Genomic DNA, 23,129 nt, shown 5'->3' with positions numbered 1-23,129 from the left:
GTGGAGGACAAATCGTGACTGCTATCCGTAAGCCGACTCGTCGAGTCGCTACCGCCATTGCACTGGCTGCAGGCGCAGCCATCGCGCTGTCCGCTTGCGGTTCCGGACAGGTGAGCCAGACCGCCGTCCAGCAGGCCGCCGTGAACGGCAACAGCGCCGACCTCGGTGAGATCGCACTGCGCAACGTGCACATCGCCTACCCCTCGTCCGAGGAATACAGCATCGAGCCGGGCGGCAACGCCGTGCTCGCGTTCACCGTCGTGAACGACAGCGCCGAGACCACGGACAAGCTCGTCAGCATCACCACCGATTACGCAGCACGCGTCATCGCGGGTGAAGAGGTAGGTGGCTTGACGATCAAGCCGCAGACGTCGCTGCAGGCCGGCCAGTTGCCCGCAGGCGAAGGTGCCGCGACCGAGGCAGAGACCCAGATCAAGAACAACGAAGAGAACGACGACGCACCCGCTGCGCTCACTCTCGTCGTTCTGCAGGACATCAAGGCAGGCGTTCGCCCCGGCTTGACCGTCCCGATCACCTTCAAGTTCGAGAAGGCCGGCTCGGTCACCGTCGACGTACCGGTCGACGCAGGCCCGCAGCTCGAGCGCAACGAGTCGGACAAGTCGCCCGACGTTGCAGAAGCCGGGCACTGAGCCCGAATCACCAAGGCGCACACTGCGCTTCGCAGAACAACTTAAGAATCACACTAGAGGCGGGGTCCATGTCGGACCCCGCCTCTAGTCTGTCCCGGTGGCCAAAGTGAAATCGAACTACCGATGCTCCGAATGCCAGTCGGTAGTGCCCAAGTGGGTCGGTAGATGTCCGGACTGCGATTCGTGGGGCTCGATGACCGAGGTCGCGGTAGTGGCACCCGTCGCCAGTCGCGCCGGCGCCTCACTCGCCAAAGCAGGATCGAGCGCCGTACTCCCTACGACGCCGGCCACGCCGCTGACACAGATCGACAGCACCTCGACGCAGGCGAAGCCCACCGGGATCGGCGAGTTGGACCGCGTCCTCGGCGGTGGCGTCGTACCTGGTTCGGTGGTGCTGCTCGCGGGCGAGCCCGGAGTCGGAAAATCGACGCTACTTCTCGAGGTCGTCTACCGCTGGGCGATGCGCAGCGCGGATGATCGAGCGTTGTACGTCACGGGCGAGGAGTCCGCCGGTCAGGTTCGACTTCGGGCAGATCGCACCAACTCTGTCCACGAACGGATGTATCTGGCGGCCGAATCCGATCTCGCGACCATCCTCGGCCACATCGAGCAGGTCAAGCCGACCCTGGTCATCGTCGACTCGGTGCAGACCATGCTTGCTGCCGACGTCGACGGAGTCGTCGGCGGCGTGACTCAGGTCAAGGCCGTCACCAGTGCCCTGACCTCCCTGGCCAAGGCCAGTGGAATCCCGGTGCTTCTGATCGGCCACGTCACCAAGGACGGCGCCGTCGCCGGACCGCGCTCGCTCGAGCATCTCGTGGACGTGGTTCTGCACTTCGAGGGTGACAAGCACTCCACGCTGCGCATGGTCCGCGGCGTCAAGAACAGATTCGGTGCGGCCGACGAGGTGGGATGCTTCGAGCTGAGCGAGCAGGGCATCAACGAGATCAGCGATCCGTCCGGCCTGTTCCTGCATCACCGCGAAGAAGCCGTGGAAGGCACTGCCGTCACCGTGATGATGGACGGTAAGCGACCGCTACTCGGTGAAGTTCAGGCCCTCGTCGCCGCCACGCCTCTACCGACACCTCGTCGAGCCGTCAGTGGGCTCGACACCGCCCGTGTGGCCATGGTTCTGGCCGTGTTGGAGCGCCGCGTCGGGGTGTCGATCTCGAAGGCCGACGTCTACGCCGCGACCGTCGGCGGTATGCGGATGACCGAGCCGGGTGCCGATCTGGCTCTCGCGATAGCGGTCGCTTCCGCTGTGAAAGCCAAACCTGTCCCCAAGGGGCTCGTCATCCTCGGCGAGGTCGGACTCGCCGGAGAGGTTCGACGAGTTGCCGGTGTGAACCGACGGCTGATCGAAGCTGCCAGATTGGGATTCACCAGCGCCATCGTGCCGGTCGATTCCGGCCCGAACATTCCCGGCATGCGCGTCAACGAAGTAGCGAACCTGGCCGAGGCACTCGCCTATGCCGGATTGATGGGCGGCAAACAAGCCCCGTCTCGCCCAAAGCTCACTCCGGTGAAGTGACCGGCCTGCGGCCGACTACCGCGTCAGACCGACGAGGTGCCGAACGGGGAAGTCGGTTCGCCGTCCACGAACTCCTTGGTCTTGGCGAAGTGTTCCGACGTGATGGTCAGGAACAGTCCGCGGGACGTTCCCACCACCGTGTCCGGATCCGCTGTCGGACCTTCGACGATCACCGCTTCCGCGCTGGTGTAGACCTTGCGGCGCACAACGCCGTCGATGCGAGCCCGAAATTCGAGCACCGATCCCAACGGGATGGGCCGGGCGAAGTCGATCTCGAGGTGCCCGGTCACCACCGGCGAGCCGAGAGCCATGCATGCCATGCCTTGCGCCTCGTCGAAAGCCGTCGACAAAATGCCGCCGTGAATGACCCCAGGACCGCCCTGATACTTCTTGGCGACCTCCAGACGGCCCGTCACTTCCAACCCGTCACCAGCCCTGAAACTCATCGCCATTCCCGCAGGCTGGTCGTCGCCGCAGCCGAAGCATTTCGACCAGTGCTGAGGCAACTTCTCGCCGGCGGCCGGAAAGAATTCGACCGGCTCCGGGACAGTCAGGTCATCAGGCAGGGTCCAGGTACTACTCATGGATAGGTAATCTAAACGGGGATCAGTCCGGCGCAGGCATCGGACCCGACCGAAGTGACATCGACCTCAGCAGGGAGTTTCTCAATGATCAGTGCGATGGCGGACACACAGTCGTCGTCGGCATTGCGAGAGACCATCGCCAGGTTGGCGCCGGGTACCGCTTTGCGAGACGGGCTCGAACGAATTCTGCGCGGACGTACCGGCGCGCTGATCGTCCTCGGATACGACGAGGAGATGGAAGCGCTGTGTGACGGCGGATTCAACCTCGACGTGGAGTTCGCACCGACCCGATTGCGTGAGCTCTCGAAGATGGACGGCGCGGTAGTCCTCTCGACGGACGGCACACGCATCGTGCGCGCCAATGTCCAACTGGTTCCCGATCACAAGATTCCCACCGTCGAATCCGGCACCAGGCACCGTGCCGCCGAGCGCACGGCAATTCAAACCGGCTATCCCGTGGTCTCGGTCAGTCAGTCGATGTCGATCGTCAGTGTGTACGTCGGTGGTATCCGGCACGTCATCGACGGCTCGGCCACCATACTTTCGCGCGCCAACCAGGCCGTCGCGACGCTCGAACGATACAAAGCGCGACTCGACGAAGTGACACGGCAACTGTCGGTGGTCGAGATCGAGGATTTCGTGACTCTGCGCGACGCGTTGACCGTCGTACAGCGACTCGAAATGGTTCGCCGTGTGTCGATCGAAATCGAGCAGGATGTCCTCGAGCTCGGCACCGACGGTCGCCAGCTGGCACTGCAGCTCGAAGAACTGGTCGGCGACAACGACATTGCACGTCAACTGATCGTTCGGGATTATCTTGCCGGCCCCGAACCCATCGGCACCGCGGCGATGGACAACGTCCTCGTCGCACTCGATCGTGTCACCGACGCCGACCTACTCGATCTCACGACTCTTGCGCGTGTTCTCGGTTATCCGGGCACGATCGAAGCCCTCGACACTCCGATGACTCCTCGTGGATATCGCGTACTGATGCGTGTGCCTCGATTGCAGTTCCATCAGATCCACCGGTTGGTCGGATCCTTCGGCACTCTCCAGTCGCTGCTGGCCGCTACGGCTGCCGATCTGCAGTCGGTCGAGGGCATCGGCGGCCTGTGGGCCCGTCACATCCGTGAGGGACTTTCCCGGCTCGCGGAGACGTCGATCACCGGATCGTTCAACTAGCGGGCCTGTTCGGGCTTGCCCGCTCTCACGCGATGTTGAACGGCTCCGGGGAGCTTCGCAGTGCACCGAGCTGACCGACAACCGTGTACGCGCCTGCGCCCACCGGATTGCGCTCGGGGTTCTGCGCGGTCGCGCACTCGGGGGTCGACGTCGTGGCCGACCAGGCGACCTTGAACGCAGCTTGCTCACCGGGAGCGAGATTGCGCACGTCAGCGGCGGGCTGCGGGTAGCAGTCGACGTTGGACCACAAACGGGTCTTGCCGTCGATGCTGTAGACGAGCACCTGCTGAAGGCCGCCCGCCAGATCTCGATCACAGGGTGCCGAACCGATGTTGGTGATGACGATCGTGAAGGACGGCTCTTCACCGGGAGCGAAGGTCGCCTTGTCTGCGGTCGCCTTGACTGCCAGCGACGAGTCCGCGCACTGACCAGCCGGGACCGGAGCGCCGGTGGTCGACGAGGACGATGCCGACGTCGACGATCCCGAAGCCTGCGTGCCCGAGCCACCTGATCCACCCGCAGCGCCGCCACCCGAACCACCGTTACCGTCCGGCGCGTTGGAGCCGGAAGGGTTGGGGGTGAAGGAGACGTCCGTCGTCAGCGAGGAACTCGCAGCGGCCGAATTGGCCTCGGGAGTATCGCTTCCACCGCCGAAGAGGGCGGACGCCGCCCAGATGATCAACGCCAGCGCAATGACGGCGGCACCAATGGCCAGCGCCCGGCGACGCCAGTAGATCTCGGGGGGCAGTGGTCCATTCGGTTCCAACACGGACTCAACGGTAGTTGGCGCAGGGTCCACTAACCGTCAGCTGAGGCGGCGTGTCGGTACCCATTGTCTGCTACCGGGTATCACTGCCCCGGAAGATCTAACCCTCGACGGTCTCGACGCTCTCGCCGATGTCGCCGACCGCGCCCTGAACTCGCATGTGACCGTCGGACAATGTGTACGTGACGCCGACGATCGCGCACGCACCGTTGTCCACCTTGTCTGCGATGATCCGCGACCTCTGCATGATCAACGAGCCGGTCTCCACGACGTGTCGACCTTCGAGTTCGTCGACGGTGGACAAGCCTTCGTTGCGACCCATCAGGATGGACGGAGCAACGCGCTCGACCACGCTGCGAATGAAGCCGTCGGGAACCGCACCCTTGTCCAGGGCGTCGAGCGTTGCCTTCACGGCACCGCAACCGTCGTGACCGAGGACGACGATGAGCGGCACGTTGAGCACGTGAACCGCGTACTCGATCGAACCGAGCACCGAATCGTCGAGCACGTGACCTGCCGTACGCACGACGAACATGTCGCCGAGGCCCTGATCGAAGATGATCTCGGCGGCTACGCGCGAATCACCGCAACCGAACAGCACCGCGGTGGGGTGCTGCCCATCGACGAGCTTCGCGCGATCGGCGATTCCCTGGCTGGGGTGAATGGACGCGTCGTTGACAAATCGCTCGTTGCCTTCGCGAAGGGACTTCCAAGCGGAAATGGGGCTTGATCGTGGCATTCACTCATTGTGCACCCGTCGCATTTCGGACTCTCGCCGGGAAGGTTGCGTAGACGCAAACGGAAGCTCCGCGTCCACATTCACGCCTTGTGATGGCGTGCCCGAATTGGAACTTACTTCAGAGTCAGTTTCCTGATACCGTCTCCGAACGTGACCTGGAGCACTTCGACCTTCCGAGTGTGATCGAAGAAACCCGACCAGAACGATTCGGCCGGAAAGGGGGATGGCGTGAGCACTGAAGTTGGAACAACCGGGGACGCAACGCCTGCCTCCCCCGCCAAGACGAACATGTTCTCGAACCTGCTGTCCGAGATCGGACTGCTGTTCACCTTCACCGTTCGCGTATGCGTCGCCGCTTTCACAACTCTGCGACACAAGCGCCTCGCCTGGCGTGAGGCGCTCGACCAGATGTGGTTTCTCGCCCACGTCACCTCGGTCGCTTCGGCACTGGTGATGATTCCCCTCGGCGTGGGCGTAGCTCTCCAGATCGGTTCGCTCGCAGACCAAATCGGCGCGGGTTCATACAGCGGTGCAGTCGTCGCGTTCCTCATCATCGGACAGGCCGGACCGCTGGTCTGCGCCTTGATCATCGCCGGCGTCGGCGGTTCCGCAATCTGCGCAGATTTGGGAGCGCGCACGATCCGCGAAGAGATCGATGCGCTCGAAGTACTGGGCCTGCCGGTGTTGGAACGCCTGGTCGTGCCGCGGATGATCGCAATTGCCGTCGTCTGCCTCCTGCTGAATTCGATAGTTCTCGTGATCGGTTTGGGCGCAAGCCTCTTCGTTCACGTCCTGATACTCGACGGCAACGCACAGAGCTTCCTGCGCAATCTCGTTCAATTCAGTCAACCGAGCGACTTCGTCGTCTCCGGTATCAAAGCCGTTGCCTTTGCTCTCATCTCGGGAATCGTGGCCTGCTACAAGGGCCTGACCGTCAAGCGCGGAGCTCAAGGCGTCGGCGACGCAGTCAACGAGACCGTCGTGCTCTCGTTTGTCCTCGTGTTCGTCGCCAACCTCGCAATTACCCAGTTCTACCCGCTGTTCGTCTCGGTGAAGGGTGCCTACTGATGCACCTGCCCATCGCAATTCGTGCCAAGCGGGCCAGTTCGCGCACCGTCGACGGTCTGAGTCGACTCGGCGATCAGTTCACGTTCCACGCGCGCGTCATCACCTCGATTCCGGCAACCCTCAAGCGATATTGGCGTGAAGTCGCCCGTCTCGTCGCCCAGGTGGCATTCGGTTCGGGCACCCTGCTCGCCGGCGGCGGCAGCGTCGTCGTGATCTTCGCGATCTCGTTCTTCGCAGGTTCCCAGATCGGACTCGAGGGCTACCGCGGACTCAACCTCGTCGGCCTCGCACCGCTGTCCGGCGTGATGTCCGCCATCGCGAATACTCGTGAGGTCGCACCACTCGTTGCCGCAATCACCTTGGCTGCCAAGGTCGGAACTGGATTCACCGCGCAGCTCGGAGCCATGCGGATCTCCGAGGAAATCGACGCACTCGAAGTCATGGCGATTCCCTCGCTGCGATACCTGGTCACCACCCGAATGATCGCGGCGCTCATCGCGGTGGTCCCGCTGTACCTGGTCGGCCTGTTTGCTTCGTACATGGCAACGGCGCTTGCGGTGATCCGGGTCAAAGGCCAGTCGGAGGGAACATACGGCTACTACTTCAGTCTTTTCCTCTCTCCCAACGACATCTGGTTGTCGTTGATCAAAGTCATGGTATTCGCGGTCGTCGTGACCCTCGTGCACTGCTACTACGGTTATACCGCGACGGGCGGACCTGAAGGCGTCGGACGAGCAGCCGGGCGAGCGCTGCGCACCAGCATCGTCTTCCTGGCCTTCACCGACGTCGCCATGACCATCGCGCTCTGGGGACTCAAACCTCAGGTGCCCGGGTTGACCGGATGATCGTCACGGGCACCAGTCGAATTGCACTGGCACTGCGTGGTTTACTTGCGATAGTCCTGCTGATCGTCGCCTACGTCTTCTTGTTCAGCAGGGGCACGGACACGTTCAGTTCCACACCGCAGGTCAGTGCTGTCGTCCCTGCCAGCGCCGGTGCGCTGCGAGTCGGATCCTCGGTTCAGTACCGCGGCGTCGTCGTCGGTTCGGTCGCCGATATCGAGCCTGGCACCACCGCTTCCACCATCTCACTCGCAATCGACGAGGGTGCATTCGAAGACATACCGTCGACAAGTCAGGTGCGGCTGATGCCCCGCAACATCTTCGGCGACTTCTTCGTGGACCTGATTCAACCTGACGGTCTCTCGCGCGGTCCTGCTCTCGCGCCGGGTACCGAGTTGGTATCAGATCAGTCCGAAGTCGCGGTCCAGCTCTACCAATCGATCTCACGGATCTACTCGCTCGTTTCTTCCCTCGACCCCGCCGACATCAACGCGGCGCTCACGGCAGTCTCGGATGCGATGAGCGGCAAGGGAAACCAGATCGGTGAGTCTCTCGATTCAGTCCACCAAGCGTTGGTCGGTGCGCAGCCCGTCATCGACGGACTCGGTGACGACCTCGACGACATAGCCACGCTCGCCGACAGTCTCTCGACGAGTGCGCCCGACATGCTCGCCGCATTCGAGAACTCCATCACCACATCCAAGACCGTCGTCGAGAAATCCGACGGATTGGCGGGGCTTCTGCGAGCAGGCACCAGCACTGGATCTGCTGCCACGAGTCTGATCGGCGACAATCGCGACCGCCCGATCACCTTGGTCGACGACGCCGATTCCCTCACCGGTGCAATCACTTCGCGGCCGGACCACATCACCACCTTCTACAACGGCCTGCGTAATCTCACGATCAAACTCCCGCCCGCATTGGCGCACGGCCCGTGGCTCAGCACTGACCTGCGCCTGTCTGTCACAGATCTGTATCCGTACGGAAAGACCGACTGCCCACAATACGACGGGACCCGCGGCCCCAACTGTCCTGCCGCCGCGACCGCGTTCGGCGGAACCGTCGGCCCGGTCGGCAGCCCTGCCGAACAATCCCTGATCTCAGCTATCACCCAGGGCGGTACAGCTTTGGACACTCTCGTGGCGGGGCCGGTATTTCGCGGCACGACGGTGGTGGGCGGATGAGCGTGAAGAAATCTCTGATCAGGTTCGGACTGTTTGCCGCGCTGTCGATTCTCGCCACCGTGGTCGTGGTGAGCACTCTGATCAACCCAGTCTCCGGGTCTAGTTCGCAGTACCGGGCCGTCTTCGTCAATGCCTCCGGCCTGGTCACCGGCAGCGATGTTCAGATCGCCGGGGTGCGAGTAGGGCGCGTCGACAGCGTCGAGTTGGTGAACAACCAAGCCGTCGTCGGCTTCGAACTCGAATCCACACAACGTATTCCGACAGACGGTCGGGCGGTGGTGAGGTATGCAGATCTGCTGGGGGCACGGACGATCTCGATCGAACCCGGACAGGGCGAACTCGTAGCCGGCAACTACCTCTCCCCCGGAGCCACAATTCCCGTGGAACAGACTCAGCCGGCGATCGACCTCACCGACATCCTCGGCGGCTTCCGTCCCCTGTTCGACGCACTTGACCCCGCAGAAGTCAACGAGCTTGCCGCACAGGTCGTCCAGGTATTCCAAGGACAAGGTTCCACCATCGAAAGCCTGCTGGAGCGCACAGTTGCGGTCACCGAGAACTTGACGTCCCGAGACGCGATCTTGGACCAACTACTGACCAACCTCGACCGGGTACTCACCGTCACGACGACGAATCGACCCAACTTCGTCGAGATGATCAACACGCTCGACACACTGGTCGGCGGTTTGGCACAGGACCGCCAACAGATTTCGGCCGCAGTTGATTCCGCAGGTGCCCTGACTTCTTCCCTTCAGGACTTGGTGACGCGCGTGGAACCGGACTTGGCTGGCGCGCTGACTTCGATCGATCAGTCGGCCAGCGTCGTCGTCGACAATCGTGAGTCTCTGGCGACCGGTATCACCGCTTTCGATCAACTGTTCACCCAATTGGGAATCGCAATGAGCTACGGCAGTTGGGCAAACATCTACATCTGTAACTTCCGGCTCAGCGCGCTGGACCAATCGGTGACTCTCGGCGGCCCCGAGCGTTCGGCGGTGTGCCGATGAACTGGCTCACCGTCAAGAACCCGGTCCGCAACGGAATGATCTGCATTCTCGTCGGAGTCTGTGTCGTTCTGGCCGCACTCGTTGTCCCTCAACTGATCTTGAAGGTCAAGACCAACGAGTACAACGCCGTGTTTGCCAACGCCACCGGATTGACGCAGGACGATCCGGTCAACGTCGCGGGAGTCCCGAGCGGGGTGGTCACCTCGTTGGCGGTCAGCGGCAACTCTGTTGAAGTCACCTTCCGACTCGACGACGGCGTCACTCTCGGCGAAAACTCGCGCGCGGACATCAAGATCTCGACTCTGCTCGGCCGACGCTCGCTCGACATCACTCCGAACGGATCGCGCTCGTTACCCGCAGGTTCGACCATTCCCATCGAGAACACGAGTGTTCCGTTCACCCTCGACGATCTCGGACGAGGAGCACAATCCACTTCGGAAAACCTTGATCTGCAACAACTGCGAAACATGCTGACCGTGGTGTCCGACAACTCACCGGACGATCCCGAACTCATTCGCCGCTCGCTCGAGGGAATCGACGCACTCTCCGGAGTAGTCAACGACAACGACGTTGCGCTCCGTTCCCTTCTCACCGGAGCGCAGCAGACGACCGCAACACTGATCGAGCAAAAGGACACTCTGGAAACCCTTCTGGGAAATGCGGACCTGGTGATGGCCACGATCGCCGACCGGCGAGATGTGCTGAATGCGCTTGTACAAGACCTCAATCAGTTGAGCACCACACTTGCCCAGTTCCTGGGTGACAACCAGGCATTGGTCGACTCGGTCATGGGAGACATCCACGAGGTGACGGGAGTTCTTTCCGAGAACGAACAATCACTGACCACGTTGCTCGACAACTTCGCCCCCAGCGTTCGGTACGTCACCAATGCGACCGGTAACGGCAACTGGCTCGACCTCAACTCGCCCTCCACCCTCATCCCGGACAACTGGTTGTGCGTCGTCGGGCTCGTTCAGGGGTGTCGATGACCACGACCGTCAAGAAGCTCGCCGTGCTGGCAGCGATAATGATCTGCGCGATCGGTGCGGTCCTGTTCGTCACGCGTGACGAACACCAACTCACTCTCACTGCCGAATTCACCTCGACCGACGCCATCTTCACCGGCAACACGGTGACTATTCTGGGAGTTCCCAGCGGGAGGGTCGAGAGCGTCACGCCGGAAGGGTCCCGGGTACGAGTGGCGATGAGCCTGCCATCCGGAACACGCATACCGGCCGACGCTCAGGCCTGGCTCCTGTCTCCTTCGGTCATCAGCGACCGCACGATCGAACTCGGCCCCGGCTACGAGGACGGTGAGTTCCTCGCGGACGGCGCAGTGATCCCTCTCGAACGAACTCACTCCCCTCTGACATGGGACCAGCTCACCGCATCGGTGAACGAACTGACGGTGGCGCTCGGCCCTGGCGCGGACGGCGGTGGGATCGGTGACCTCATCGGAGAAGGCGCCCACGCGTTGGACGGCAACGGGCAAGCATTCAACGATGCCGTTCGGTCCATCTCACAGGCTAGTTCGGTACTGGCGGGTGCAAGTCCCGACATCTCCGAACTCGTGAAGAACCTGAACACCCTCGTGCAGTTGATCGCGGACAACCAGACCAAGGTCGACTCGCTGTCGAATTCGGTGACAGTCACCGCCCGCGCGTTCAGTACCCAGCGAGATGACATCAGCGGGGCGCTCGATTCCCTGACCACGTTGCTCGGACAGGTCTCAGCGTTACTCGCCGAACACGGCGAGGCGGTCACCGCCGATCTGGGTGCGCTCGCACAGTTGGCCGGTGCAGTCGCGACCAAACAGGACCAACTGCGCGAGATCATCGAAACGGCACCAACGGGATTCGAGAACGTCGCCAACCTCGTCACCGAAGAAGGCCGAGCCAGAGCGCGATTGAACGTCGCCACCGATCTCTCACAGTTCGACACGACGCGAGAACTGTGCGAGAAGATGCCGATTCCGCTGTGCACCGGGCCTGGAATCGTCAATCCCATCGAATTTCCTTCGGCAGGCAGCTCCGACCTGGCACGCATCCTCGGTGGGGGCAACTGATGGCGTCGAACAAGTCCGTGGTGAGCGTTGTCGTGGCACTTGTCATCGCGGCGCCGTTGACCGGCTGCAGTCTCAACTTCCAGCACCTCCCCCTCGGGCGCGGTCTGCCAGGAGAGTCGTACCCGCTGAACATGGAGTTCGTCGATGCGTCATTGCTGCCCGTCGGCGGCGAGGTGCGGATCGGCCAGGCAGTGGTCGGCAGAGTCACGTCGATGAGCGCGGAAACCTTTGCAGCCGTGGTACATACAGAAATTGAATCGGACATCGAACTACCCGTCGGCACTCGCGCTCGGATCGAGCTGTCCACCCCGATCGGCGACGCATTTGTCAACCTCGAAGTTCCGGTCGATCCAACGGGCCCCAGGCTCGAACCAGGTTCCACCATCGCGCGATCGGAGACCGTGCGCGGACCCGATGTCGCACAACTGCTCGGCGCCGTCGGAACTCTGTTGAACGGCAGTGGGTTGGCGCAGGTCAAGAACATCGTCAGTGAGGCTGATCAGATTCTCGACGGCAGGGAGGAGACGATCCGCGATCTGCTTGCGCGCCTTGACACTTTTCTCGGAACACTTGACGACCGAAAGGAATCGATCAATTCGGCACTGAATTCCCTGAACCGGCTCAGCGCTCTGATCGGTGACGAGAGCGCCACCATCGACGAAGGCTTGCGAACACTCACACCCGCATTGGGCGTGATCGCCGACCAACGACAACCGCTCCTCGATCTACTCGACGAAACCGATCGGCTCAGTACCGCAACCAATTCCGTGCTCGACCAGTCGGCCGACCAGATCTCCGAGATCACCGGACGACTGTCACCCATCCTCGACCAGTTCTCGGCAATGGGCCCGACTCTGAGTGAGACCATGTCCAACCTGGACAACGCGAGAGTGCTCCTCGAGCGCGCCAGCCCAGGTGATTACGTGAACATCGACCTCGACGTCGATGTCGAGGGCACCGTGACCGGGGTGCTCAACGAGATAATTCCGGGCGCCGCACCGCCACTGCCACCTCTGCCCGCCTCCGATCGGGAACTGCCGATCACGACACCCCTGCAAGGAGGAACGCGATGAAGAACCGAACCGTCTATTTCGAGATCGTCGCCTTTCTCCTCATCGCGGTGGTCAGCACGACGTATGTGCTCCGACAAGTAGGTGCCGGAGATCCCTTCACCGGAACGTTCTCGGTCACCGTCGAATTGGAGAACGCGGCCGGAATCGCTCCGGGTTCGGAAGTGGCCTATCGCGGAGTCACCGTCGGCGACGTCGAGTCGGTGGAGGTGGACTCTGCCCGGGACCTCGTGGTGATGACGTTGAGCATCGCCGCCGACAAACAGATCCCCAACGATTCGTATGTGGCCATCAGCCAGGACACCGCGGTTCCGGTGTTGAAAGTTCAGTTGTCTTCGCAGACCGACGGCGGCCCGTATCTGGTTGAAGGTTCGGTTGTTCCGACTGAGCGCACTTCGATCCCGGTCGCGTTGGGAACCGTGATTGCGAATTTCAACGCTGCTGCCGATACCGTCGATCCGGCAGACCTGCGAGCCCTCTCGCACGAACTCGGTGAGGGATTGAACGGATTGGGTCCGGATCTGCAGGCGCTCGTCGACAACTTCGACGTGCTCGCGCGCACTGTCCAAGCCGATCAACCGCGTGTCAACACACTCGTCGAGAACTCGCGCTCACTGTTCACTGCGAACGAGGAAAATGTTGACGCTCTTCCCGAAGTTGCACTCACACTTCGCCAATTGACAGATCAGGTACGAAACTCCGATCCGCAACTGCGCACACTCCTCGATCGAAGCCCGAGTGTTCTCGACAATCAGATACTGCCTCTCATCGAACAGAGTCGTGAGCCGTTCAGTCTGCTGTTGGCCAATTCTCTCGTCTCCACTCAGATCGTCACCGCACGGATGCCTGCCGTCGATGCCTTGTTGGTGGTGGTGCCCAAAGGATTCGAGAAGTTCGGAAGTATCGTCAAAGACGGACGGGCACAGCTTGATCTGATCACAGCACTCGGACCGGTCTGTATCTACGACACGCCCCGGCGATCGGTACAGGACACCTCACCGACCACGCTCGACAAGAACCAACACTGCGCGGACCAGTCGGGCCGGATCCAGAATCGCGGTTCGCAGAACGTCCCCACCGGAGCTGGAACGATCGACGGGGTTGCCGAATACGATCCTGCTCTCGGCACAGTTGCGGCCGGTGACGGAACGTCGATTCGTCTGGGCCTCAACGGTGGTCAGAACACCGTTCTCGGTGACAACTCGTTTGCCGCACTACTAGTACAAGGAACGCAATGACCGAGACACCCCAACCCCAGACCCCCGAGAGTCCGACACCCACAATCGCCGAAAAGCCCAAGAGGCTTCGCAAGCAGACCTTGCTGATCGTTGCCGGCGTCCTGGTCGTGGTCGCGGCGCTCGGATGGGGCGCATTCGCGACCTGGCAGAAATCGGCCGACGAAGACGCGCGTACCAGCGCACTGGACAGCGGACGGCAATTCGCCACTGATCTTGCGACGTACAACTTCCAGAACCTCGATCAGAATCTTTCCGTGGTGCGTGACAACTCTGTCGGTGAGTTCGCCGGTCAGTACGCCCAGGTGGCAGCCAACCTGCAGAACATGATCGTGCAGTATCAGGCGACCTCGTCCGCTCAGATCATTTCAGCCGGACTGGCGAGCAGTGATCGCGACAACGCCGAGGTGCTCGTGTTCCTCGATCAGACGATCACCAATACCAACTCCCCCGATCCGAGGATCGACCGTAACCGCATGCAACTTTCTCTGGTCCGCGAGGACGGCGAGTGGAAACTGAGCAACGTGCAGTTGTTGTGACTCAAAGGTCTGGCGTCACAGGCAGCCGTGTCGGTGACTGCCGATAAAGTGGCCTCCAGAAGTCGACGTGTCCTTCGTCGACCAGGAGCACAGGTTCGAGGAGTGTGTCGGTAGCAGTGGCAGTGGAATCTTCGGTGCTACTGAAGTGGTACTCCGAGAACGCTCGTGACCTGCCGTGGCGACGCGAGGGCGTCAGTGCCTGGCAGATCCTGATGAGCGAGATCATGCTCCAGCAGACGCCGGTGGTGCGCGTTGCGCCCATCTGGGAAGAGTGGGTGGAGCGCTGGCCGGTACCGTCGGCGATGGCAACGTCGAGTCAGGCAGAAGTGCTTCGCGCGTGGGGCAAACTCGGTTACCCACGACGCGCACTGCGGTTACACGAATGCGCGGGTGTCCTCGCCGCCGAGCACGGCGACGTGGTGCCGGTAGACGTCGACACCCTGCTCTCCCTACCGGGAATCGGTTCGTACACCGCCCGCGCCGTGGCGTGCTTCGCCTACGGACAGCGAGTGCCGGTGGTGGACACCAACGTACGACGCGTGGTTGCGCGAGCCGTCCACGGCAATGCGGAACCCGGCAATCCGTCCAACACGCGAGACCTCGCCGACGTCGCGGCGCTGCTGCCACGGACACGAGCGCGCGCCGCCACCTACAGCGCCGCTCTCATGGAACTCGGTGCACTGATCTGCACTGCGCGGACGCCGAACTGCGAGAACTGCCCTTTGCCGAATTGCGCGTGGGTCGCTTCGGGCAAACCGGCACACACCGGACCGCCCAAGAAGGTGCAGAAGTTCGCGGGCACCGATCGCCAAGTTCGTGGAAAATTGATGGCCGTTCTGCGCGAGAGCCACCGTCCGGTCGAACGCGCGCAACTCGACATCGTCTGGCCTACCGATCCTGGTCAGCGTGACCGCGCACTACATTCCTTGTTGGTCGACGGACTGGTCGAGCAGACCGATGACGGCCTGTTTGCACTGGCTGGAGAAGGTACGCCCTAGCCCACTCGCATCGGGTCGCATGCTTCTGCTGGTTCGACGGTCTGGGGTGGTGTGACATCAGGATCCGAACGCCGAAACGCAGCGGGGACGACGGGTACCACCGGGTCGCAAGGCGGGAGCGTCAGGATCGGTAGGGCCGCTCCGGACGGTGGCCCGCTCGTCGGGTTCGCCGGCTCGGCGCCGACGTTCGGGCGATCAGTGGACACCGCTCGCGACCCGTCCGGCGACAGAGCGATCAGCAATCCCGTCAGCATGAGCAGGAGCGGCAGCACTATTGCCGCCGCCCACCGGATTCTGTTGACGGGCTGAACAGCCGCGCCGCCAGCGGACCTGACCTCACTCCCCCGACCGGCCGCTACCAGCGCAGCGCCTATCGCCAGTTGGGCGCGCTCGCCGAGATACAGGAAGCCGAGCCCTACCGATTCGGCGGCTTCGGCGGACAACTGCCGTGACTCTTCCTTGCCGAGCATGGCGACGAGCAACTTGGGCACGGGGTCTCGTTCAGCGACGAGCAGGTCCAATGTCGCAGCAAATGTCGAGCTGTCTGTAAGCAACTCGGCGGTAGCGTAGCGGTGCGCCGAGTCCACGACGCCGGCGCTCGGATCGATGGCAGCGATCACAGTCTCACTGCCGTCCGGCCAGAACGCGAGAATCGGCGAAACACCATTCAGGGCGTCGACCGTCCGCAAGTAGGCAATGCGAGCGTCCAGACCGTTGACCAACTCGACGTTCTCGAAAGTGCTGGAGGACAATGAATCCGGGACAAATTCGCGCACGTCCGCGCGCTCGCACATCACTCCGACGACGGTGGGGCACAGGTTCGAGCGCAGGGCCCGACCGGTGGCGACCTCGGCAGCGGAGGCGAGCGCGCGTGCCGACGCTTGCGCAGAGGGAACAGCCCCGTTCGCGCCCCACGGATGACGGAACTCGTCGATCGAGCCGAGAAGGGGTGTGTCCGCATCTACGAGAGCTGTTGAAATGGAATTGTTTTCGAATACCACGCCCAGGCTTTCACGCACTGGATCCTCCATTGACTGTTTCCAACTGGTTCTGAACTGTTTCAGGTGTTGCTATCACTGTGGAGCTGTATCAGAACGTCAGGCCACCGACCGCCATTGCGCCTGGTTCCAACACCACGTCCACCGGCGCTCGGCCGTCGACCGTGACGCGATACGTCCCCGGCAGGAGTCCGACAAACGAGAAGCGACCCTCGAACGGTTTCACCGTCCGCGCTATCGCGTGCCCGCATTGATCGACGCCGTTGACCACCACCGCCTCCGAGATGCCCGACGTCACCAGACCTGAGATCCGTCCATCTGCCGAGACAGCTGTCCCCTGGTCTCTCCGACCACCAACAGAATTCCCTTGTGGATCACACACTCCCGGGGTGGTCGCCACCCGCACGGTGACATCGTCCGACCGCACGCGAGCCGCCCCTCGATCTGCGGTGACCAGTGCAGCAATCGATAGACCGTCGGCGTCTTCCCGCTTTCCCGCAGTCATCGTCGCTGTCCGGGTGAAGTACCGGTCCGCTTCCAGATTGCCTATCAGGCAATGTAACCCGAACTCGTCGACACCCGAGCCGTCTCCGCAGTAGTCAGGCACGGAGGGTAGAACGAAACCTCGAGGCACCGGAAGCTGCACGACCACGTCCGAGAGCGGGTTGCCCCGGACGCCGATGTCTACGACATACGTCACCGGATCACCTTCTCGGACAATGCCGTTGGACGGTCCGGAATCGAGCCCTGGACCGTCACCGGGATCGAACGGCGGCGCACCGTCAATCGCCGTCAACTCGACTGTGAAGGGAGAAGCGGACTCTCCCTCGGCTGCCAATCGAACATCCGACTGCATCGGTAGCGCACCGAGCGCAGCTGCGCCGACAAGTAACACTCCTGTCACCACGACTACGCCTCGCACTCTTCGGGCGCACGCTCTCGGTCGGAGTCGGACCGTAACCGCCTTCGACCACACCACTGACAGACGAGTTCTCACGACACTCCTTCGATGGCCGACCCTCGGGGCCCGGTCGGGCACTCTCGACCAGATTTGGCGAATCCCGAGCTACGTTCAATAGAAGTCGCTCGAGGGACTCGAAAGCCAATGGTGACGGCATGATTATGTGGGTGAACTTCACTCACCCGGGGTGAAGTCGCGGGTGAATTGCCCGGGATGACACGCTCTGGATTCGCACCAGCTACGCTCCTCCCTGTAGATAGATGGATCGAGACAATCCGCCCAAATCCGCCAATTAGCGTGGGGCGTGAAAGCAGAAAGGGTCCGCGTTGATGTTCGGGAGGGACGGCCACGACTGGGCAGCTATTCCCGAAAGGCGCACTCTCACCGAGTCGATTCCTCGGCAAGCACTGTTCGCGAAACTGGATCGACGCGCCGCTCTGACCATCGTTCGTGCACCGAACGGCCACGGGAAATCGTCGTTGATCGCATCGTGGCTGCGCGCCCATCTGGCATCCGAACGAATACTCGTCTGGGTCTCGGCCCCACAGCCCTCGTCGACACTCGAAGATTTCTGGGCCGTTGTCCTCGATCGAATCCACGCTGCCGGAATCGCACTGCCCGACGTCGACGATCTCGCCGATCCTTTCACCGCTGCCGCCAAATCCCTGAACGCCCTCAGCCGCCCCGTGCTGCTCGTGCTGATCAGGCCGGATCTGATATCGGAACCAGAGTTGGACGATCAGTTGATCGATCTCCTCACCCTCTGCCACAACCTCGACCTCGCGGTCACGCTCTCGGGATTCGGCATGTTCGCCGAGCCATACCTTCTCGACACGGATCACGAGGTCATCGGCGCCGATGAGCTGTTGTTCACGACATCCGATACCGCCCAATTGCTGGAACAGGCGGGGGTGCGCACGGCTGAGGGTGATGCAGAACAAATCACATCCCTGACGGGTGGGCTGCCCGCATTGGTTCGCGCCGCAGTCGCCGCCGTCAGGGACTCACGTAACAGCAACCGTGAGCGAGAGATCAAAACGAACACCGCGCAAGCGATAGACGATTACGTGACTGATTCCGTTCTCGCCACCGCTGAGCGCCTAAAGCAACATGAGTTCCTACTCGCGACCGCCTTTGGTCGATCGATCACCGTCGGCGTCGCCACAATGCTGTTCGAGTCCCAGCGCCCTGACACTGCCGAAACCGTTCATGAGATCCGCTCGCGGCTGGTGACGCTGGAGACAGCCGGCTTGTTGTCGCGCGTCGAGGCCGAAGCCGACGAAACATGGGAATTGCCTCCCGCCATTCGACGATCGATACTCGCGCACCACACCCGCGTGGGAATCGATCCGTCGCAACGTCTTTCATTCCTCGCTCACAATCGACTCGACAACGGTCATCACGCGTCGGCGCTGGACTACGCGGTCGAGGCACAGAACTGGACCCTGGCAGTAGACATCGTCGAACAACATTGGGTGACGATGATCGTGCATAACCTGGACTCGGTTCGCTCCGCCCTCCAACGGATTCCGGCGGAAGCTGCCGACAAGCACTCTGCCGTTGAGGCCGGGCGCGCCTTGTTCACGATGCATCCGAGCAAGCGATCCACGGCAATCGACTTGCTACCCGAATCGCCGGCCGAACTGTGGGAACTCGGCGCCCAACCCAGCGCGAAGGACGCCTTGAGCATCGCCTGCGTTCAATCGATCATGCTCAGGATGGCCGGTGAATACGGGCTCTCGGCAGAGACCACCAGGCGGCTGTCTCACCTCAGCCGCAGTGCGCTGGAAAACAATCCGGAAGCGGTCAGCGCACAACTCCCCCTGATGCGACTTCAATGGGCGATCAATTTTCAATTGAGCGGCAGGTTCACCGAATCCACGATCAAGGCTCGAATGGCATACCACGGCGCCCTGTCTCACGGAGTCGACTTCATCGCTCGCAACTCTGCGGGTAGTGCCGCCCTGAATTGGGCTTTGGCAGGTGAGCCGCGGCAGGCCAGACACTGGTTCGAACTCGAACAGAAGCATCCTGACCCCGGGGGCTGGCTCGAACCTGTAGTCAAGATCGCCGGCTTGACGGCACGGGCTCTCGCCGCTCTCGACACACTCGACTTCGGCGACGCACGTATCGCACTGACCGAACTCGGCGTTCCGTCCGACACCGAGGAGCTATGGGCGTTCGTCGTCTATGCGCACAGCCAATTCGCCCTGACTCAGAGCAGTGCATCTTCCGCTCTGTCCTTGCTCCACAACGCGATTGGAGTGCATTCCAAGCAGTACACGGCCACGTCTTTCGCGCTTCCTCTGCTGCAATCCGCAGAAATCGATCTCCTGCTCGCACTCGGCGAGGGAAACAAGGCGACGGCTCTGGCCAAGGAAATTGCCGATCCTGCAGCCAACCCGTGGACGCTCGCGTCGGTGGCGCGTTTACGTCAGCGAATCGGCCAGAACGAGGCCGCTGTGGCGCTGTGTCATCAGTTCGACTGGTCTGGCGAATCCTATCCGCGGGCACAGATGGAATCGCTTCTGGTGCAAGCGGTTGCACACTCCGAGCTGGGTGAGCCACGCCTCGCCTCTCAGGAGTGGTCCAGAGCGTGCAGTATCGCGGACCAAACCGGACTTCTGCGTCCGTTCGCGACCATCGGATCGGCGGACGTCGAGAAACTCGAATCGATGGCAGTAACAAAATCGCGTGCACTCGCCGAGTTCTCGAAAAGTGCTCCTGCGGAATCATTTCCGGGATCCGTACGTATCGTGGAGCTGACCGAACGCGAACAGAAGGTCCTCTCACTCCTGGCGCTCGGCATGGGATCGGCCGCGATGGCCGACAAACTGTACGTGTCCGTCAACACCGTCAAGACTCAACTGCGCACTCTCTACAAGAAGCTTGACGTACACAATCGAAACGAAGCGATCACGAAGGCACGTCAGCTGCGCCTGCTGTAGTCCCGGGTCGGATCTGATTCGGACTACATTCTGTAGGCATGAGCACCGATACCTGTGTCTTCTGCAAGATCGTCGCGCTGACCGAGCCGGCGATTCTCGTCCACGAGAGCGAGACGACTCTTGCATTTCTCGATGCCCGACCGGTGAGTCGCGGGCACACCCTGGTGGTCCCCAAGCGTCATGCAGAAAACCTCGATGCTCTCGAAAGCCACGAGGGCGCAGAGATGTTCCGCGTCGGCACGCTCATCGCCGGAGCTCTACGGCGCTGCGACATCGCCGCTGACGGAGTCAACTTTCTCGTCAACGACGGGCGTGCCGCGGGCCAAACCGTGTTCCACTCGCACCTCCACGTCGTCCCCCGCCATCGCGGCGACAAGGCGAAGTTCGCTGCCGGACTCCTGGCCAGGCGAGCCGTCGAACTGGAGCAGGTGGGCGCGTCGATCCGCAGTCAGCTCACCGTCTGAAGGAATTCCGTCACCACTTCGCGATAGCGCTGCGGTTGATCGTCGTGAACCAGGTGGCCTGCATCGGCAATACGTACGTACCGAGTTCCCGGCCTCTCGGCCATCTCTCGCATCTGTCCCTCGGGGGTGATGGTGAACTCTCCCTCGATCAGCAAGGTCGGCACGTCGATCGCCTTCCACTGATCCCAGAAATGCCTCGTGCCCCACTCCTCCGAGATGTCGCGGAAGGTCGACACCTCGCCGTGCAGGTACCACCCGTCGTCGCGGCGGTCGAAAGAGTCGAGAAAGTACTGGCCGGCGACGGGCCCGAAGAATTCCTTCATCGCGTCCTCGGAAGCAAACGGCTGCGGCCACGCCGAGATCATCTGAGCCCAATCCGCGGCGGTGCGTCCGCGAAAATCCGGAGCCATGTCTTCGAGGACCAGTGCACAAACCTTTTCGGGATGCGATGCGGCGAAGCACCACGCGTGCAGAGCCCCCATCGAATGGCCGATCACGATCATCGGCTCCTCGATGGACGCAACGGCAGATGCCAGGTCGTCGACGAATGCCTCGGTGGTCAGCTCTGACGGCGCGGGCCGGCCGTGACCGGCGGCGTCGAACGTGTAGACGTGGCCGAACTCGCGGATCCACGGCACCTGGCGTCGCCACGTCCTCGAGCTGCCCATGAGGCCGTGCAACAACAGAATCGGTTGTCCTGTTCCACCTTCGTCATGCAACACGAGTGTCACGGTACGCGGTGAAGGTGCGCGGGTAATGTCGCTTGCATGGCAGTCGTGAAGATCAATGCAATCGAGGTCCCCGAGGGCGCCGGCCCCGAACTGGAGAAGCGCTTCGCAGCACGCGCTCATGCAGTCGAGAACTCCCCGGGCTTTCTCGGATTCCAACTCCTCCGCCCCACCGCAGGTGAGAGCCGCTACTTCGTGGTGACGCAGTGGGAGTCCGAGCAGGCGTTCGCCGATTGGCGTGACGGCCCTGCCCGCGAAGCCCATTCCGGCGAGCGTGCGAAGCCCGTCGCTTCGGGTGCGTCGTTGCTCGAGTTCGAAGTTGTTCTGGACGTCGCCGCAAAGAGCTGATCTAGAACGATTGTGCCCGCCTTGGCGGGCACAATCGACGGTCATCTCGGCTTACGCGTTGACACGGTGCGGGCAGTAGTGCAAAAGTTCGCATGTAAACGCGATGGTCCGACAGGAATCCGGTGAAAGCCCGGAGCGGTCGCGCCACTGTAATTCGAGGTGAAGTGCCTTTTTCGGCACGACTATTTCGACAGCCAGACACTTCGGCCATCGCATGGACCTAGGGGACGCGAAAATCCCAGGAGGCTTCGATGGCTCTCGCCTATTCTCCCGATACGTCGATCGATTCGACTCGTCTTGCTTTCCTCGCCGCTGCAGTAGTTCTGTTCGCGATGCTCGCTCTCTACCTGGTCGGATTCGACCAGGGCGCTATCTCTCGCACCGGCATGTACATGCATGAATTGATGCACGACGGTCGGCACTTGATGGGCCTGCCGTGCCACTAGTCGACAATTTCACGAAGCTTCTCATTCGTGGTTTGTTGGCTGGTTTGATCGCAGGCATCCTTGCCGGCGGAGTTGCATTCGTGCTGGGTGAACCGCACGTCAATGCCGCCATTGCGATCGAAGAAGCCAACAGCGCCACCGGTGAGGTTGCCGGCGAAGCCGCTGGGCATTCGCACGGTGACGAAGAAGAACCACTGGTGAGCCGCGACGGGCAGCGCGCCGGGCTGTTCCTGGCCACAGCGCTGGCCGGACTGGCACTCGGGGCGATCTTCTCGGTCGTTGCCAATTACGCTCGACGACTCACCGGAATGTCCGGGCCGTTGTTGGCGATCACCATCGCCGTCGGTGGTTGGCTGGCCATCGAGGCCGTGCCCTTCTTCAAGTACCCGGCCAATCCGCCGGCCGTCGGAGATCCCGACACCATCAACCAGCGCACACTGCTGTGGCTGGCCGCCGTGATTCTCGGGCTACTGTCCGTCACCGCGGCAGCAGCGGCGGCAAAGGCAGTTTCCGGGCACGAGTTCCTCAGCGTGCGCATCGCTGCTCCGGTGGCTGCGTTCCTGGTGATCGCCACGATCGGTTACGTCTCGCTTCCCGGCATCAACGAGGTGGGCGAGGACTTCCCGGCAACTCTGCTGTGGGAGTTCCGACTTTCCTCGCTCGCTACGCAGGCGACGCTCTGGCTCGTGCTCGGGTTGGCATTCGCCTTCCTCACCGAGCGCGCGACCAAGAACACCGAAGTAGCAAAGAAGTACGCCCTTCGCTGAACCTGCTGT

24 protein-coding genes and 1 riboswitch are annotated in these 23,129 nt (G+C 62.2%); of the genes, 18 read left to right on the top strand and 6 right to left on the bottom strand.

What is annotated here, in order from left to right; genetic code table 11:
* The first annotated feature begins 14 nt into the window (after positions 1-14).
* Both RA302_RS03670 and radA read left to right on the top strand, forming a co-directional pair.
* Positions 15-650: a copper chaperone PCu(A)C gene (locus RA302_RS03670; protein WP_003945942.1), complete on the top strand. Its 636-nt coding sequence runs from the start codon at positions 15-17 to the stop codon at positions 648-650.
* Positions 651-747: 97 nt separating this feature from the next.
* On the top strand, positions 748-2,181 hold the full coding sequence (gene radA / locus RA302_RS03665; RefSeq protein WP_003945739.1) for a DNA repair protein RadA: 1,434 nt from the start codon (positions 748-750) through the stop codon (positions 2,179-2,181).
* A 23-nt stretch (positions 2,182-2,204) separates the two neighbouring features.
* Here radA and RA302_RS03660 read toward each other — a convergent pair whose 3' ends face one another.
* On the bottom strand, positions 2,205-2,765 hold the full coding sequence (locus tag RA302_RS03660) for a PaaI family thioesterase (protein ID WP_019746834.1): 561 nt from the start codon (positions 2,763-2,765) through the stop codon (positions 2,205-2,207).
* A 96-nt stretch (positions 2,766-2,861) separates the two neighbouring features.
* Here RA302_RS03660 and disA point away from each other — a divergent pair, with 96 nt between their 5' ends.
* Positions 2,862-3,947 carry a DNA integrity scanning diadenylate cyclase DisA gene (disA, locus tag RA302_RS03655; protein ID WP_024487741.1) on the top strand — a complete coding sequence of 362 codons (1,086 nt, stop codon included), beginning with the start codon at positions 2,862-2,864 and terminating at the stop codon, positions 3,945-3,947.
* A gap of 25 nt (positions 3,948-3,972) precedes the next feature.
* Here disA and RA302_RS03650 read toward each other — a convergent pair whose 3' ends face one another.
* Both RA302_RS03650 and RA302_RS03645 read right to left on the bottom strand, forming a co-directional pair.
* On the bottom strand, positions 3,973-4,716 hold the full coding sequence (locus RA302_RS03650; RefSeq protein ID WP_019746833.1) for a DUF4232 domain-containing protein: 744 nt from the start codon (positions 4,714-4,716) through the stop codon (positions 3,973-3,975).
* A gap of 97 nt (positions 4,717-4,813) precedes the next feature.
* Positions 4,814-5,452 (bottom strand): carbonic anhydrase, encoded by a 639-nt coding sequence (locus tag RA302_RS03645; protein ID WP_019746832.1) that lies wholly within the window; start codon positions 5,450-5,452, stop codon positions 4,814-4,816.
* 228 nt (positions 5,453-5,680) lie between these two features.
* Between RA302_RS03645 and RA302_RS03640 the strand changes: the two genes are divergently transcribed.
* From RA302_RS03640 to RA302_RS03595, 10 genes are all read left to right on the top strand, one after another.
* Positions 5,681-6,520, top strand: a complete 840-nt coding sequence (locus tag RA302_RS03640) for an ABC transporter permease (RefSeq protein ID WP_020968384.1) — start codon at positions 5,681-5,683, stop codon at positions 6,518-6,520.
* On the top strand, positions 6,520-7,365 hold the full coding sequence (locus tag RA302_RS03635) for an ABC transporter permease (RefSeq protein ID WP_020906104.1): 846 nt from the start codon (positions 6,520-6,522) through the stop codon (positions 7,363-7,365). Before RA302_RS03640 ends, RA302_RS03635 begins: the two co-directional genes overlap by 1 nt.
* Entirely contained in the window at positions 7,362-8,546 is a 1,185-nt protein-coding gene (locus RA302_RS03630) for an MCE family protein (protein ID WP_166501809.1), read from the top strand. The genes RA302_RS03635 and RA302_RS03630 overlap by 4 nt, the downstream gene beginning before the upstream one ends.
* Positions 8,543-9,553 carry an MlaD family protein gene (locus tag RA302_RS03625; RefSeq protein ID WP_020906102.1) on the top strand — a complete coding sequence of 337 codons (1,011 nt, stop codon included), beginning with the start codon at positions 8,543-8,545 and terminating at the stop codon, positions 9,551-9,553. Before RA302_RS03630 ends, RA302_RS03625 begins: the two co-directional genes overlap by 4 nt.
* Positions 9,550-10,542 (top strand): MCE family protein, encoded by a 993-nt coding sequence (locus tag RA302_RS03620; RefSeq protein WP_030534784.1) that lies wholly within the window; start codon positions 9,550-9,552, stop codon positions 10,540-10,542. The genes RA302_RS03625 and RA302_RS03620 overlap by 4 nt, the downstream gene beginning before the upstream one ends.
* Positions 10,539-11,618: an MCE family protein gene (locus RA302_RS03615; protein ID WP_166501808.1), complete on the top strand. Its 1,080-nt coding sequence runs from the start codon at positions 10,539-10,541 to the stop codon at positions 11,616-11,618. Before RA302_RS03620 ends, RA302_RS03615 begins: the two co-directional genes overlap by 4 nt.
* Complete coding sequence (locus RA302_RS03610) at positions 11,618-12,691, top strand: MCE family protein (protein WP_019746824.1); 1,074 nt, start codon at positions 11,618-11,620, stop codon at positions 12,689-12,691. The genes RA302_RS03615 and RA302_RS03610 overlap by 1 nt, the downstream gene beginning before the upstream one ends.
* Complete coding sequence (locus RA302_RS03605; protein ID WP_166501807.1) at positions 12,688-13,926, top strand: MlaD family protein; 1,239 nt, start codon at positions 12,688-12,690, stop codon at positions 13,924-13,926. Before RA302_RS03610 ends, RA302_RS03605 begins: the two co-directional genes overlap by 4 nt.
* Positions 13,923-14,462 carry a hypothetical protein gene (locus RA302_RS03600; RefSeq protein WP_141487809.1) on the top strand — a complete coding sequence of 180 codons (540 nt, stop codon included), beginning with the start codon at positions 13,923-13,925 and terminating at the stop codon, positions 14,460-14,462. The genes RA302_RS03605 and RA302_RS03600 overlap by 4 nt, the downstream gene beginning before the upstream one ends.
* Before the next feature lie 116 nt (positions 14,463-14,578).
* On the top strand, positions 14,579-15,460 hold the full coding sequence (locus RA302_RS03595) for an A/G-specific adenine glycosylase (RefSeq protein WP_166502902.1): 882 nt from the start codon (positions 14,579-14,581) through the stop codon (positions 15,458-15,460).
* Here the strand turns inward: RA302_RS03595 and RA302_RS03590 are convergent.
* Both RA302_RS03590 and RA302_RS03585 read right to left on the bottom strand, forming a co-directional pair.
* On the bottom strand, positions 15,457-16,479 hold the full coding sequence (locus RA302_RS03590) for a hypothetical protein (RefSeq protein ID WP_225320265.1): 1,023 nt from the start codon (positions 16,477-16,479) through the stop codon (positions 15,457-15,459). The two genes, RA302_RS03595 and RA302_RS03590, sit on opposite strands and share 4 nt — an antisense overlap.
* Positions 16,480-16,549: 70 nt before the next feature.
* Positions 16,550-17,365, bottom strand: coding sequence for a hypothetical protein (locus RA302_RS03585; RefSeq protein WP_225320264.1), 816 nt, complete (start codon positions 17,363-17,365; stop codon positions 16,550-16,552).
* Between the two features lie 383 nt (positions 17,366-17,748).
* On the opposite strand from RA302_RS03585, the gene RA302_RS03580 reads away from it, so the two are divergent.
* Both RA302_RS03580 and RA302_RS03575 read left to right on the top strand, forming a co-directional pair.
* Positions 17,749-20,367, top strand: a complete 2,619-nt coding sequence (locus RA302_RS03580) for a LuxR C-terminal-related transcriptional regulator (protein ID WP_238054124.1) — start codon at positions 17,749-17,751, stop codon at positions 20,365-20,367.
* Between the two features lie 38 nt (positions 20,368-20,405).
* A complete protein-coding gene (locus tag RA302_RS03575; protein WP_019746817.1) occupies positions 20,406-20,831 on the top strand; it encodes an HIT domain-containing protein in 426 nt (141 codons plus the stop codon).
* Here RA302_RS03575 and RA302_RS03570 read toward each other — a convergent pair.
* The gene (locus RA302_RS03570) at positions 20,816-21,553 is read right to left on the bottom strand and encodes an alpha/beta hydrolase (RefSeq protein WP_029254422.1); all 738 of its coding nucleotides are present in this window, start codon (positions 21,551-21,553) and stop codon (positions 20,816-20,818) included. The two genes, RA302_RS03575 and RA302_RS03570, sit on opposite strands and share 16 nt — an antisense overlap.
* 45 nt (positions 21,554-21,598) lie before the next feature.
* On the opposite strand from RA302_RS03570, the gene mhuD reads away from it, so the two are divergent.
* The 3 genes from mhuD to RA302_RS03555 all read left to right on the top strand — a co-directional run bounded on the left by mhuD (position 21,599) and on the right by RA302_RS03555 (position 23,120).
* Positions 21,599-21,907: a mycobilin-forming heme oxygenase MhuD gene (gene mhuD / locus RA302_RS03565; RefSeq protein ID WP_007726927.1), complete on the top strand. Its 309-nt coding sequence runs from the start codon at positions 21,599-21,601 to the stop codon at positions 21,905-21,907.
* 87 nt (positions 21,908-21,994) lie between these two features.
* Positions 21,995-22,134: riboswitch (cobalamin riboswitch) on the top strand.
* 24 nt (positions 22,135-22,158) lie between these two features.
* The gene (locus RA302_RS03560; protein ID WP_003945915.1) at positions 22,159-22,353 is read left to right on the top strand and encodes a CbtB domain-containing protein; all 195 of its coding nucleotides are present in this window, start codon (positions 22,159-22,161) and stop codon (positions 22,351-22,353) included.
* A complete protein-coding gene (locus RA302_RS03555) occupies positions 22,344-23,120 on the top strand; it encodes a CbtA family protein (protein ID WP_019746815.1) in 777 nt (258 codons plus the stop codon). The genes RA302_RS03560 and RA302_RS03555 overlap by 10 nt, the downstream gene beginning before the upstream one ends.
* Positions 23,121-23,129: the final 9 nt, after the last annotated feature.

Source organism: Rhodococcus sp. DN22 (assembly GCF_036669995.1).
Classification (GTDB): domain Bacteria; phylum Actinomycetota; class Actinomycetes; order Mycobacteriales; family Mycobacteriaceae; genus Rhodococcus_F; species Rhodococcus_F erythropolis.
This window is presented reverse-complemented; position numbering and strand designations above follow the sequence as displayed.

Bases quoted from the DNA above. Each gene is read 5' to 3' on its own strand.
- RA302_RS03660 (WP_019746834.1), bottom strand. From the start codon at position 2,765: ATGAGTAGTACCTGGACCCTGCCTGATGACCTGACTGTCCCGGAGCCG.
- disA (WP_024487741.1), top strand. From the start codon at position 2,862: ATGGCGGACACACAGTCGTCGTCGGCATTGCGAGAGACCATCGCCAGG.
- RA302_RS03645 (WP_019746832.1), bottom strand. From the start codon at position 5,452: ATGCCACGATCAAGCCCCATTTCCGCTTGGAAGTCCCTTCGCGAAGGC.
- RA302_RS03635 (WP_020906104.1), top strand. From the start codon at position 6,520: ATGCACCTGCCCATCGCAATTCGTGCCAAGCGGGCCAGTTCGCGCACC.
- RA302_RS03630 (WP_166501809.1), top strand. From the start codon at position 7,362: ATGATCGTCACGGGCACCAGTCGAATTGCACTGGCACTGCGTGGTTTA.
- RA302_RS03625 (WP_020906102.1), top strand. From the start codon at position 8,543: ATGAGCGTGAAGAAATCTCTGATCAGGTTCGGACTGTTTGCCGCGCTG.
- RA302_RS03620 (WP_030534784.1), top strand. From the start codon at position 9,550: ATGAACTGGCTCACCGTCAAGAACCCGGTCCGCAACGGAATGATCTGC.
- RA302_RS03615 (WP_166501808.1), top strand. From the start codon at position 10,539: ATGACCACGACCGTCAAGAAGCTCGCCGTGCTGGCAGCGATAATGATC.
- RA302_RS03610 (WP_019746824.1), top strand. From the start codon at position 11,618: ATGGCGTCGAACAAGTCCGTGGTGAGCGTTGTCGTGGCACTTGTCATC.
- RA302_RS03605 (WP_166501807.1), top strand. From the start codon at position 12,688: ATGAAGAACCGAACCGTCTATTTCGAGATCGTCGCCTTTCTCCTCATC.
- RA302_RS03600 (WP_141487809.1), top strand. From the start codon at position 13,923: ATGACCGAGACACCCCAACCCCAGACCCCCGAGAGTCCGACACCCACA.
- RA302_RS03580 (WP_238054124.1), top strand. From the start codon at position 17,749: ATGTTCGGGAGGGACGGCCACGACTGGGCAGCTATTCCCGAAAGGCGC.
- RA302_RS03575 (WP_019746817.1), top strand. From the start codon at position 20,406: ATGAGCACCGATACCTGTGTCTTCTGCAAGATCGTCGCGCTGACCGAG.
- mhuD (WP_007726927.1), top strand. From the start codon at position 21,599: ATGGCAGTCGTGAAGATCAATGCAATCGAGGTCCCCGAGGGCGCCGGC.
- RA302_RS03560 (WP_003945915.1), top strand. From the start codon at position 22,159: ATGGCTCTCGCCTATTCTCCCGATACGTCGATCGATTCGACTCGTCTT.